Genomic DNA, 13,066 nt, shown 5'->3' with positions numbered 1-13,066 from the left:
TTTTGGGGCGATTCGTTCCGTTTCAAGAAACGCCCTTTTGGTAAATATCGGATGAATAAGGCATGACAACCATAGAATCCGAATCATATGCCTGTCGAGGAGAGAATCAGTCCGAAGGGCAGGGCGGAGACTAGACACGCCGCGCTTCTGCTGGCACTTTCCGGGGGATGACGTTTCGTTCACAAACGGTCCGCCGATGACCCCGGAGTGCGAGTTTTCCCTGGTTCCGCCGCATGAGATCCGTGCGCCTGCGGAGCAGCGCATTCCCTTTGTCTTCGATTCGCCCCATAGCGGCCGCTATTATCCGCCCCGCTTTCTCGCCACGTCGAGGCTCGATGAATATGCCATCCGCCGCTCGGAGGATTGCTTCGTCGAGGAGCTTTTCGGCGGGGCCGTGGCGCTGGGCGCGCCGATGCTGCTGGCGCATTTTCCGCGCGCCTATCTCGACGTCAACCGCGAGCCCTATGAGCTCGATCCGCGCATGTTCGCCGAGCCGCTTCCCTCTTACGCCAACGCGCAATCGGCGCGGGTGGCGGGCGGGCTCGGCACCGTGCCCCGCCTTGTCGGCGAGGGGCAGGACATCTATCCCGGCAAGCTGCCGCTTGCCGAGGCGCTGCAGCGGATCGAGACGCTCTACAAGCCTTATCATGCGGTGCTCTCCCGCCTCATCGCCGATACGGAGCGCCGGTTCGGCTATTGCGTGCTTATCGACTGCCACTCCATGCCCGCAGGCATCCGGGCGGGGGAGGGAATCGGACGGCCGGATTTCATCATCGGCGACCGGTTCGGCCTCTCTTGCAGCCGCGCGCTGGCGGAAGCGGCGATCGAGCTTTTGCGCGACATGGGCTATGCCGTCGCCTACAACAAGCCCTACGCGGGCGGCTTCATAACCGAGCATTACGGCAAGCCGGCCAAGGGCTTCCATGCGCTGCAGATCGAGGTCAATCGCGGCCTCTATCTGAATGAGCGCAGCTTCGAGAAGCATTCGGGCTTTGACATGCTGCGGAGGGACATCAACATGTTTCTGGCGGATTTGTCCTCGCTGCCGGACTATCATTTCAGCCAGCCGCCGCTGGCTGCCGAATAAGCCTCCGCCCTCCATCCATAAAAAAAGACCGCCCGTGGGCGGTCCAAAGTCTAGGGAGGAAACGCCCAAGGAGGGCATAGACAGGAGCCCCTGTCTGACGCTCACATTATGGTGCGTTGCAAAATCGGTCAAGCTAAAATGTGATAATTTGGGCAATAAGTTTTTGTGCTCAAAATTTGGGCTGGATTTGTAGCCATCTGCCCTGATAACAGTCAGCCACGAGCAAATTGAGGGAGGAAGCCATGGCGGCCGTCGAAAAGTCATTTCTCATGAAGATCGCGGCGGCAGCGACGGCGGAAACGCTGCCACGGTTCCGCATGCCCGGAACAGTGCATAACAAATATGCAGAAGGCTTCGATCCGGTGACGGAAGCCGACCGTGAGGCGGAGCGGGCGATCCGGAAGGTGATCCGCGAGGCCTATCCCGACCACGGAATTCTGGGCGAGGAGCATGGCGCGGAAAATCTCGAACACAGCCATGTCTGGGTGATCGATCCCATCGACGGCACACGGGCGTTCATTTCCGGCCTGCCGGTGTGGGGAACGCTGGTGGGGCTCACGGTCGATGGCAAGGCGGAAGCCGGGCTGATGTCGCAGCCTTTCACGGGCGAGCTTTTCTATTGCGATGGCGAGGCGTCGTATTATGAGCGGGCGGGGGAGGCCAGGGAGGCGCGGCGGCTCAGCACACGCAATACCACCGCGCTTGCAGATGCCACTTTATTCACCACCACGCCCGCGCTCTATAAGGAGGCCAAGCGACTCGCCTATGACCGGCTGGAGGCCGTGGTACGCCTGCCGCGCTATGGCGTCGATTGCTATGCCTTCGCCATGGTGGCGCTGGGTTTCGTCGACATCGCCGTCGAGGTGGGGCTACAGCCTTATGACATCGTCGCGCTCATTCCCCTTATCGAGAAGGCCGGCGGGGTGGTGACGCGCTGGGATGGCGGGCCGGCGGAAACGGGCGGAGACATCATCGCCGCCGCCACGCCGGAGCTTCACCGGGCAGCGCTGGAACTGCTAAACTCGTGATCCGGTAAAGTTGCTTAGCCCGGACAGGATCATGCACTCCTGAATGCAGGCTGATCGATTTCGAGGAAATCCGAGCCGGGAATGAACGCATCGAATGCGGCGAGCAGTTGCTCGCGGAAAAAATCGGCTTCCTGCAGGATTTCATGGCGCGCGCCGTCGATGACGAGCAGCGCGCCATTGCGTAGGCGGGCAGCATAGCGCTCGGTGGTGAGCGTCGAGACGACCTTATCCGCGCCCGCCGCCACGATCAGGGTGGGAATGCTGAAATTGCTCATGAAATGATGGTCATGCACCTGATCCATCGCACGGAGCGCGGATGAAACCCAGCGTGCCGTCGGGCCGCCCAAGCCTAGTTGCGGATGATCGCGGATGATTTCGGCGTTGCGCAGGAAGCGGCGCGGGTCGCTCGTCAGGGGATTGTCAGCAAAGGGCTGCGCTTCCCCGCGCCGGCCATTGGCGTAATAGCCGCCGAGCCCGACGAGCCCCGCCGTCCGGGTGGCAAGGCGGATGCCGCCGATCGCAAGGCGCGAGCCGGGAAGGCCGAGAAAGGGCGCGGTCAGCACCATGCGGCGAATATGGCCAGCAAGCGCCGGGGCAGCAAGCAGGGCGATGAGGCCACCCGTCGAATGGGCGAGGATGTAATAGGGCGGCGGACAGTCCGGCAGGATGAGATCGTGCATGACTTCGCCGAGGTCGAGCACGTAGTCATCGAAATTATTGACATGGCCGCGTAAGGGATCGCGGAGCAGCCTGCTCGACCCGCCTTGCCCGCGCCAGTCGAAGGTCGCGACGGTCAATCCCCCGGCGGCGAGATCGGCCATGGTCTCGAAATATTTCTCGATATATTCGTTGCGGCCATGGAGAATGATGACCGTACCGCGCGGCGAGACGCCGACGCCTGGCGTGACGGAATAGCGCAGCACCTTGCCGTCACGCATCTCCAGCATGCCGGACCGGGTGCCGGCAGGGGCGCGGTTGATATCGCTCTCGAAGAGATAATCAGTCATGCGGTGTCGCCCCTGGCGCATTTCCATCGACATGATGTGTCCAATCGATAGGCTGGCGAAGGGCAAAGGTCAAATGGGGAGGGCGAGGTTTCCCGCTGGGGATTAACTGTGTTTATACAATAAGCCGGAGGCTCCGTGTGGAAACCTCCGGCTTGGCCAGCCTTCTGGAAGGGACGTTACAGCCGGCTGGCCGTATCTTCGTTATGGATTGACCTCGATGGTGAAGCCGGTGCGGTGCGGACGGCCGCCGCCGACGCGCTGCGTGTCTAGGATACGGCCGTCGCGGGCATCCACGATGAGGATAAGGCGGCGGCCGTGGCGGGAGGCTTTCACGTAATAAGTGCCGCGACGCATGTCGATATCGCCGACATTATAGCCGCGGCGCTCCAGCGAGCGGGCGATCTCGCGCGGGCCCATCATCCGCGGACGGCCATAGCTATCGCGGTCGCGATCACGGCGCCAGTCGCGGTCGCGCCGCTCATGGCCCCAGCGCGGCGGGGGAGGGGCATCATCGTACCAGCCTTGCGCGAAGGCGGGGGCAGCAGGGGCGGAAATACCGAGGCCAAGCATCGTGGCGGCGGCAATGGCTAGGACAGCCTTTTTCATCATTTTTCCCTCTCGATTCCGGAACGCTCCGGACATGGTTGGAGACTAGCTCCGGCTTCCTGAATAGAGGCCGAAGGCGGCATTCATCTGGCATTCAGCACTATGCACAAACAAAAAATGTGACTGTCTGTTTTATTGGCTGGTCGCATGATCCGATCCAAAAAGTCTGCCTATTTTGGGGACCGTGCTCCGGTCTTGAAATCACAAAACGCCAAACCCAAATCTTGGTTGCGGTCGCCAGATGGGGCCGCTGGCTCAGAGGTTCGCCGAATTGGGAACTATCGTTCAGCCACAACGCAAAACGTCGCTCTAAAGGAGGGCTTTTACCATGCGTCACGTTGATTTTTCACCGCTTTACCGTTCCACAGTCGGCTTCGACCGGCTCTTCACGATGCTCGATTCGCTTAGCGCACCCGAGGGCGCGCCCGCCTATCCGCCGTATAATATCGAGCGGACGGGTGAGAATGCCTATCGCATTACGATGGCGGTCGCGGGTTTTTCCGAGGATGAGATCGAAATCGAGGCTCATCGCAACCAGCTGACCATCAAGGGCCAGAAGGCCGAGGAGAACGGCGGCGAGCAGCGCCAGTTCCTCTATCGCGGCATTGCCTCACGCGCGTTCGAGCGTCGCTTCCAGCTTGCCGACTTCGTGGAGGTCACCGGTGCGAGCCTGAAGAACGGGTTGCTGCATATCGATCTCAAGCGCGAAATCCCCGAGGGGATGAAGCCGCGCAAGATCGCCGTGGAGGTGCTTTCCTCCGAGAAGGCCAAGGCGATCGAGACGAAGGCTGCTGAGTAAGCTTAGCGCCCTCCTTCCCCCTTGCGGGGAAGGTGCCCGCGTTAGCGGGCGGATGGGGGTGGCGCCGCTTCTACCTCTTCTGAGATCGTGGTACGACGTCACCACCCCCACCCGACCCTTCGGGCCACCCTCCCCGCAAGGGGGGAGGGAGGGGCGTCGCGTCAGGCAACCAACGCTCCGAACCGATCCACCTCTTCCTCCGAGGTAGCGAAGCTCGTCACGAAGCGAGCGAAGGTTTCGTCTTCCGCCACGCGGTCCATCTCGGAATGCGGCGGGTTCCAGTCGTAAAAGACGGCGCCCTGCGCCTGCAATTTTTCGTAGACGCTCTTCTTCATGATCGCGAAGACTTCATTTGCCTGCGGCTCCCAGGCGAGGCGGAGCTGCTGCGAGGCGCGGATATGGCCGGCGAGCCGCTGCGCCATGGCGTTGGCGTGGGTCGCGAGTTCCAGCCAGAGGCTGCCGTCGAGATAGGCTTCGAACTGGGCGGCGATGAAGCGGGTCTTGGAAAAGAGCTGGGCGGCGCGCTTGCGGATGAAGGGCAGGTCCTTGGCCTGCGACGGGTCCATAAACACCAGCGCCTCGGCGCACCAGCAGCCATTCTTCGTGCCGCCGAAGGAGACGATGTCCACGCCTTGCCGCCAGGTCATATCCGCCGGGGAACACCCAAGCGAAACCAGCGCATTGGCGAAGCGCGCGCCGTCCATATGCAGCGGCAGGCCGTGGTCGCGGCAGACGGCGGAGATGCGGGCTATATCGTCAAGGCCATAGAGGGTGCCGACCTCGGTGGCCTGCGTGATTGAGACGGCCATGGGCTGGCCGGCATGGACGAAGCCGGGGTTGAAGCGTTTCAGTTCGCGCTGGAGATTGGCCGGGTCGATGCGCCCGAGCGCGCCGTCCACCGGATGCAGACGTGCGCCGCCGGTGAAATACTCCGGCGCGCCGCATTCATCCTCGATGACATGGGCTTCGCGATGGCAGAAGGAAACGCCGCCCGGTCGGTTGACGCTCGCGAGCGCCAGCGAATTGGCCGCCGTGCCGGTCGCGACGAAGAACACCGCCACTTCGCGCTCGAACAATTCGTTGAAGCGTTTCTCAACCGCGCGGTCGATATCGCTCGCGCCATAGGCCGCCCCAAACCCGCCCGCATGGCGGACCAGGCTCTCGGCCACCTTTGGATGTGCGCCCGCCCAATTGTCCGATGCGAAATTCATGTGCTTTCTCCCGCATACCCTTGATGATCGCGAGGGTTCTTGCACCCCCACGGCGCGGCTGTCCAGAGAGAAGGGGTGAATGGGTAGAGCGAAGACGTACAATTTTTCCCTAGGGAATTTGTCTATTCGGTGGCAATTTTATGGCGAAAAACGCTGGATAAGCAATTTCAGCAATGGAGAAAAATCGGTTTGCGCAATAATATTACAAAGTTGGCGATTTTATTTTGCTTTTCCATCTTGTGATCGGGCATAATTTCTGCCATAGAATATAGGACAGCATTGCTGTCTTATTTGACCGGTGGCGGAGCCGAACAACAGCTCCGGCGCCGGTTTGCGCGGCGCAATGGCGCTTGGGACATGCGGGCGAAAACGTGAATTGCCTCGCGGTCCAAAATGCTCTTGCAGTCATATGCCACATGGACGCCGGGGTGGAATCGGTCATATTCCCCCCGGATCAAGAACGACCGCCCGATAGGGCCTTTCAGGAGGAAATGACGATGACGGACTTGACGCCATCTGTATCACCCGAGCTTCTCGAGGGCGTGCAGAACCGTGCGGTCAAAGCCGCCAAAACGTCGCGAACTCCGAACCGAACGACGCTCGCCGGGTTGCCGGCGCGACAGGGTCTTTACGACCCGCGCAACGAGCATGATGCCTGCGGCGTCGGCTTCATCGCGCAGATGAAGGGCGTGAAGTCGCACCAGATCGTCAAGGACGGGCTGTTCATGCTCGAAAACCTGACGCATCGCGGCGCGGTGGGGGCCGACCCGCTGGTGGGCGACGGCGCGGGTGTGCTGGTGCAGATTCCCGACCGCTTCTTCCGCGAGGAGATGGCGAAGCAGGGCGTCGACCTGCCTCCGGCGGGGCAATATGGCGTCGGCCACTGGTTCATGCCGCAGGATGCGGATGCGCGGGCGCATATTGACGAGATCATCCGCGAGTCGGCGCAGTCTGAAGGATTGCCGGTCATCGGTTTCCGCGACGTGCCGGTCGACAATTCCTGCCTTTCCAAGGCGCCCGAGATCGTCGCAGCCGAGCCTTACCATCGGCAGGTCTTCATCGGCCGCACGCCCGATATCGATGACGACGAGGAATATGAAGCGCGGCTTTATCTTCTGCGCAAGGTCATCTCCGGCCGCATCTATGCGGAGAACAACAACAAGGATGTGGGCGCCTATTGCGTGTCGCTGTCGTCGCGCACCATTGTCTACAAAGGCATGTTCCTCGCCAACCAGGTGGGTGCTTACTATAAGGACTTGAACGATCCGCGTTTTGAATCCGCGCTGATCCTCGTCCACCAGCGCTTCTCGACCAACACCTTCCCGTCGTGGAAGCTCGCCCATCCGTACCGCATGGTCGCGCATAATGGTGAGATCAACACGGTGCGCGGCAACAACAACTGGATGGCGGCGCGGCAGGCGTCGGTCGATTCCGAGCTGTTCGGTAACAACATTTCCAAGCTGTGGCCGATCTCCTATGAGGGGCAGTCGGACACGGCCTGCTTCGACAATGCGCTCGAATTCCTGTTTCAGGGCGGCTACAAGCTGGCGCATGCCATGATGATGCTGGTGCCGGAGGCATGGGCCGGCAACAAGCTGATGGATGCAGACCGCAAGGCGTTCTATGAGTATCATGCCGCGCTGATGGAGCCGTGGGACGGCCCGGCCGCCCTATGCTTCACCGATGGCCGCCAGATCGGCGCGACGCTGGACCGCAACGGTCTGCGTCCGGCCCGCTATATTGTCACCGACGACGACCGCGTGATTCTCGCCTCGGAGGCGGGCGTGCTGCCGGTGGAGGACAAGCATGTGGTCAAGAAGTGGCGCTTGCAGCCGGGCAAGATGCTGCTGATCGATCTCGTCAAGGGACGCATCATCTCGGACGATGAGATCAAGTCCGAGATCGCGACGCGCCATCCCTACAAGCAGTGGCTGAAGAACACGCAGCTGATCCTTGAGGACCTCAGCCCCGTGGAGCCGCGCGCGCTGCGCAAGGATGTGAGCCTCATCGACCGGCAGCAGACCTTCGGCTACACGCAGGAGGATACGAAGATCCTGATGGCGCCGATGGCGACCACGGGGCAGGAGGCCATCGGCTCGATGGGCACCGATACGCCGATTTCGGCGATGTCGGACAAGTCGAAGCTGCTCTACACCTATTTCAAGCAGAATTTCGCGCAGGTGACGAACCCGCCCATCGACCCGATCCGCGAGGAGCTGGTGATGAGCCTCGTCTCCTTCATCGGCCCGCGCCCGAACATCTTCGATCTGGTCGGCACCTCGCGGCGCAAGCGGCTGGAAGTGCGCCAGCCGATCCTGACCAATGGCGATCTCGAAAAGATCCGCTCCATCGGCCATACCGAGGACCGGTTCGACACCAAGACGCTTGACATCACCTACAACGCGGCGGAAGGCCCGGCGGGCATGGCCGGGGCCATCGAGCGGCTGTGCGACCGTGCGGAAGCGGCGGTGCATGGCGGCTATAACATCATCATCCTCTCCGACCGGCAGGTCGGGCCGGACCGCATCCCGATCCCGGCGCTGCTGGCGACGGCGGCGGTGCATCATCACCTGATCCGCAAGGGGCAGCGCACCTCGGTCGGGCTTGTGGTGGAGTCGGGCGAGCCGCGCGAGGTGCATCATTTCTGCTGCCTTGCCGGCTATGGCGCGGAGGCGATCAACCCCTATCTCGCCTTCGACACGCTGCTGGAGATGCATCGGCGCAAGGAATTCCCGCCTGAGGTGGATGAGCATGAGCTCGTTTACCGCTACATCAAATCCATCGGCAAGGGCATCCTCAAGGTCATGTCCAAGATGGGCATCTCGACCTACCAGTCCTATTGCGGCGCGCAGATTTTCGACGCGGTGGGGCTGAAAACGGAGTTCGTCGACAAATTCTTCACCGGCACCGCGACCACCATCGAGGGCGTCGGGCTGGAGGAAATCGCCGAGGAGACGGTGCGCCGCCATCTTGACGCCTTCGGCAAGGACCCGGTGCTGATCTCGACGCTCGATGTCGGCGGCGAATATGCCTACCGCATGCGCGGCGAGGCGCATCAGTGGACGCCGGATGCAGTGGCGAAGCTGCAGCATGCGGTGCGCACCGAGAACCCGAAGACGTTCAAGGAATATTCCGACATGGTGAACAGCCAGTCGGCGGCGGCGAAGAGCATTCGCGGCTTGTTCCATATCAAGAGTGCTGAGGAGCGCGGGGTTAAGCCGGTGCCGCTGGAGGAAGTGGAGCCGGCGGCGGAAATCGTCAAGCGCTTCTCGACCGGGGCGATGTCCTTCGGCTCGATCAGCAGAGAGGCGCATACGACGCTGGCCATCGCCATGAACCGGATCGGCGGCAAGTCGAACACGGGCGAGGGCGGCGAGGAGCCGGATCGCTTCTACCCGCTGCCGAACGGCAAGCCGAACCCGGAGCGCTCGGCCATCAAGCAGATAGCATCCGGCCGCTTCGGTGTGACGACGGAATATCTCGTCAATTCCGACGTGATGCAGATCAAGGTGGCGCAGGGTGCCAAGCCCGGCGAGGGCGGTCAGCTGCCCGGCCATAAGGTTGATGCGACCATCGCCAAGACGCGGCATTCGACGCCGGGCGTCGGCCTCATCTCGCCGCCGCCGCACCATGACATCTATTCCATCGAGGATCTGGCGCAGCTGATCTATGACCTGAAGAACGTCAATCCGGCGGCGGATGTCTCGGTCAAGCTGGTGTCGGAAGTGGGCGTCGGCACGGTAGCCGCCGGTGTCGCCAAGGCGCGCGCCGACCATATCACCATTTCCGGCTATGACGGCGGCACGGGCGCTTCGCCGCTCACCTCGCTGAAACATGCCGGCTCCCCATGGGAGATGGGCCTTGCCGAAACGCACCAGACGCTGGTGCTGAACGGGCTTCGCTCCCGCGTGGCGTTGCAGGTGGATGGCGGGCTTCGCACCGGCCGCGACGTCATTGTCGGCGCGCTGCTCGGCGCGGATGAGTTCGGCTTCGCCACCGCGCCGCTGATCGCGGCGGGCTGCATCATGATGCGCAAGTGCCATCTCAACACTTGTCCCGTAGGCGTGGCGACGCAGGACCCCGTCTTGCGCAAGCGCTTTAAGGGCACGCCGGAGCATGTCATCAACTTCTTCTTCTATCTGGCGGAAGAGGTGCGCGAATATCTGGCGGCGATGGGGTATACCAAGCTTGAGCAGATCATCGGCGAGACCGATCTTCTTGAAAAGCAGGCGATGATCGACCACTGGAAGGCCCGCGGCCTCGATTTCAGCCGCATCTTCTTCAAGCCGGATGCGCCGAAGGAGGAGATTTACTGGACGCAGCGCCAGCATCACCCCATCGAGGATGTGCTCGACCGCAAGCTGATCGAGCTCGCCAAGCCGGCGCTTGAGAACAAGACGCCGGTCAAGATCGAGCTGCCGGTCAAGAATGTCGACCGTTCGGTGGGCGCGATGCTCTCGGGCGAGGTGGCCAAGCGCTACCGCCACAAGGGACTGCCCGAGGATACGATCTCGATCACGCTGCGCGGCACGGCGGGCCAATCCTTCGGGGCGTTCCTGGCGCATGGCATCTCGATTGACCTTATCGGCGACGGCAATGATTATGTCGGCAAGGGCCTTTCGGGCGGTATCATTACCATCCGCCCGCCGGAAGACGCGAAAATCGTCGCGGCGGAATCGATCATCGCCGGCAATACGGCGCTTTACGGCGCGGTCGAAGGCGAGGCCTATTTCAGCGGCGTTGCCGGTGAGCGCTTCGCCGTGCGCAATTCCGGCGCGGTGGCGGTTGTCGAGGGCGTGGGTGACCATGGCTGCGAATATATGACCGGCGGCGTGGTGGTCGTCATCGGCCAGACGGGCCGCAACTTCGCGGCGGGCATGTCGGGGGGCGTCGCCTATGTGCTCGACGAGGCGGGTGACTTCGCGCAGCGCTGCAACATGGCGATGGTCGAGCTGGAGCCGGTGCCGGAAGAGGACGACATCCTCGAAAAGCTGCACCATCATGGCGGCGACCTCATGCACAAGGGCCGGGTCGACGTTTCCGCCAATATGACGCATCATGACGAGGAGCGGCTGGTGCAGCTGATCTCGAACCATCTGCACTATACGGGCTCGGCGCGCGCCAAGGACATTCTCGACAATTGGGAGGCGTACCGCCCGAAATTCGTGAAGGTCATGCCGGTGGAATACCGCCGCGCGCTGGAAGAGATGGAGCGCATGCGGATGAGTATTGCGGCCGAATAATCGTCAATCAAGGGTGCTGAGAGACCAGCAAATGTTTTGATGGAATCGCGAGGCAACCCCCCTCTGTCCTGCCGGACATCTCCCCCACAAGGGGGGAGATTTGGCTGGCAGGACGCTCCGCCCTCATCCTGCACCGTTTGTGATTGGCACCGGACGTTGATGAGAGCGTAATCTCCCCCCTTGAGGGGGAGATGCCCGGCAGGGCAGAGGGGGGTACTGTCCCGCCAGCGGTTCCGTCTTAAAACACAGGCTCCCGCACAAAGATCGACCTCGACAGCGAGGGGAGAAAAGGTTCATGGGTAAGGTTACAGGTTTTCTCGAAATCGACCGGCAGGTGGCGAAGTATCAGCCGGCATCCGACCGCATCCGGCATTTTCGCGAGTTCACCATTCCGATGACGGATGGGGAAGTGCGCAAGCAGGCGGCGCGCTGCATGGATTGCGGCATTCCCTATTGCCATGGACCCACGGGCTGCCCGGTGCATAATCAGATCCCCGACTGGAACGATCTCGTCTATAACGACAATTGGGACGAGGCGATCCGCAACCTGCACTCGACCAACAATTTCCCCGAATTCACCGGCCGCATCTGCCCCGCGCCCTGCGAAGAAGCCTGCACGCTGAATCTGGAGGACATGCCGGTCGCCATCAAGACGGTCGAGCAGGCGATTGCCGACAAGGCCTATGAGACCGGCTATGTCGTGCCGCAGCCTGCCGAGGCCCAGACGGGCAAGAAGGTGGCCATTATCGGCTCCGGCCCGGCGGGGCTGGCGGCGGCGCAGCAGCTTGGCCGCGCGGGGCACGAGGTGCATGTCTATGAGCGCGAGAGCCGCCCGGGCGGTCTGCTTCGCTACGGCATTCCCGATTTCAAGATGGAGAAGCATTATATCGACCGGCGCGTGGCACAGATGCAGGGCGAGGGCGTCACCTTCTTCTGCGGCGTCAATGTCGGCGTCGACAAGCCGGTCAAGGAGCTGATCGACGCCTATGATGCCGTGCTCTATTGCGGCGGCTCCGAGACGCCGCGCCCGGCGGGCATCCCCGGCGCTGATCTCGACGGCGTGCATGACGCGATGAGCTATCTCGTCCAGCAGAACCGCCGGATCGGACGTGAGAATATCGATTCCGTGGCCTGGCCTTCTGCCCCCATCCTCGCGGGCGGCAAGCATGTCGTGGTCGTCGGCGGCGGCGACACGGCGTCGGACTGCGTCGGCACGGCGTTCCGGCAGGGTGCGGTGAAGGTGACGCAGCTCGACATCCGCCCGCAGCCGCCGGAGAAGGAAGACAAGCTCACCGTCTGGCCCTATTGGGCGACGAAGATGCGCGTTTCGTCATCGCAGGCGGAAGGCGCGGACCGCGAGTTCCAGGTGGCGACGCTCGAATTCATCGGTGAAGAGGGCCGGCTCACCCATGTGCGCTGCTGCGAGGTGGATGAGCAGCGCAAGCCCATCGAAGGCACGGAGTTCTTCATCAAGGCTGACCTCGCCTTCATCGCCATCGGCTTCTCCGGCCCCTTGGAAAACAGCGTCGTGAAGGAACTGGGCGATAACCTGAAGATCGCCACCGACCGGCGCGGCAACCGTGCGGTGGAAGCCAACGACCGCGACTATCGCACCAGCGTGGACAAGGTGTTCGCGGCGGGCGACGTACGGCGGGGACAGTCACTGGTGGTCTGGGCGATCCGTGAAGGACGTCAGGCCGCGCGGGCGGTGGACGAGTTCCTGATGGGCGCGAGTGTGCTGCCGCGCTGATTTCCCCGTTTACGCCGGAGCCTATGGATTGATAATCTGGGCTCCGGTGCCGGCAAAAAGCATCGGATCGCGGCTGGGATGCTTCGCTCGCGTATTGACTGCGTCTACAAACACATCGTCCCATGCCGGACCGCTGAGCAAATCTTCGACAATGTTGGGCTGGTTGCCAGCGAGCGCGTCATAGTCCGCTGCCGATAACACCACGGCGGCGCGTTCACCTCGCAAGATGACCGTTTGCGGCCCTTCCTTTAATGCCTTTTGCACCACCTTCGAAAAGTGGTTCTTGGCGTCCTTTAGTTGCCATTCCATCTTTTCTCTCCAATTGGCTAGACTGG

Annotated in this window: 9 protein-coding genes; 5 read left to right on the top strand and 4 right to left on the bottom strand. The window is 62.2% G+C overall.

What is annotated here, in order from left to right:
• Positions 1-196 precede the first annotated feature (196 nt).
• On the top strand, positions 197-1,087 hold the full coding sequence (locus ACOWVG_RS07115; RefSeq protein ID WP_420961013.1) for an N-formylglutamate amidohydrolase: 891 nt from the start codon (positions 197-199) through the stop codon (positions 1,085-1,087).
• Positions 1,088-1,329: 242 nt separating this feature from the next.
• Positions 1,330-2,115: a histidinol-phosphatase gene (gene hisN, locus ACOWVG_RS07110; protein WP_420961012.1), complete on the top strand. Its 786-nt coding sequence runs from the start codon at positions 1,330-1,332 to the stop codon at positions 2,113-2,115.
• Positions 2,116-2,144: 29 nt separating this feature from the next.
• Here the strand turns inward: hisN and ACOWVG_RS07105 are convergent, their stop codons facing one another.
• Complete coding sequence (locus ACOWVG_RS07105) at positions 2,145-3,122, bottom strand: alpha/beta fold hydrolase (protein WP_420961009.1); 978 nt, start codon at positions 3,120-3,122, stop codon at positions 2,145-2,147.
• A 201-nt stretch (positions 3,123-3,323) separates the two neighbouring features.
• Entirely contained in the window at positions 3,324-3,728 is a 405-nt protein-coding gene (locus tag ACOWVG_RS07100; RefSeq protein ID WP_420961008.1) for an antifreeze protein, read from the bottom strand.
• A gap of 328 nt (positions 3,729-4,056) precedes the next feature.
• Here ACOWVG_RS07100 and ACOWVG_RS07095 point away from each other — a divergent pair, with 328 nt between their 5' ends.
• Positions 4,057-4,527 (top strand): Hsp20 family protein, encoded by a 471-nt coding sequence (locus ACOWVG_RS07095; protein WP_420961006.1) that lies wholly within the window; start codon positions 4,057-4,059, stop codon positions 4,525-4,527.
• A gap of 161 nt (positions 4,528-4,688) precedes the next feature.
• On the opposite strand, the gene ACOWVG_RS07090 is transcribed toward ACOWVG_RS07095, so the two are convergent.
• Complete coding sequence (locus tag ACOWVG_RS07090) at positions 4,689-5,738, bottom strand: threonine aldolase family protein (RefSeq protein ID WP_420961005.1); 1,050 nt, start codon at positions 5,736-5,738, stop codon at positions 4,689-4,691.
• A 497-nt stretch (positions 5,739-6,235) separates the two neighbouring features.
• Here ACOWVG_RS07090 and gltB point away from each other — a divergent pair, with 497 nt between their 5' ends.
• Both gltB and ACOWVG_RS07080 read left to right on the top strand, forming a co-directional pair.
• Positions 6,236-10,981: a glutamate synthase large subunit gene (gene gltB, locus ACOWVG_RS07085; RefSeq protein WP_420961004.1), complete on the top strand. Its 4,746-nt coding sequence runs from the start codon at positions 6,236-6,238 to the stop codon at positions 10,979-10,981.
• Positions 10,982-11,276: 295 nt separating this feature from the next.
• Complete coding sequence (locus tag ACOWVG_RS07080; RefSeq protein ID WP_420961002.1) at positions 11,277-12,731, top strand: glutamate synthase subunit beta; 1,455 nt, start codon at positions 11,277-11,279, stop codon at positions 12,729-12,731.
• 21 nt (positions 12,732-12,752) lie between these two features.
• Here ACOWVG_RS07080 and ACOWVG_RS07075 read toward each other — a convergent pair whose 3' ends face one another.
• Entirely contained in the window at positions 12,753-13,040 is a 288-nt protein-coding gene (locus ACOWVG_RS07075) for a type II toxin-antitoxin system Phd/YefM family antitoxin (protein WP_420960999.1), read from the bottom strand.
• Positions 13,041-13,066: the final 26 nt, after the last annotated feature.

Origin of the sequence: Brucella sp. IR073 (assembly GCF_049065735.1) — a bacterium.
Taxonomy (GTDB): Bacteria; Pseudomonadota; Alphaproteobacteria; order Rhizobiales; family Rhizobiaceae; genus Paramesorhizobium.
Note: the sequence above shows the minus strand (reverse complement) of the source record. Positions and strands in the feature narration are given on the sequence as shown.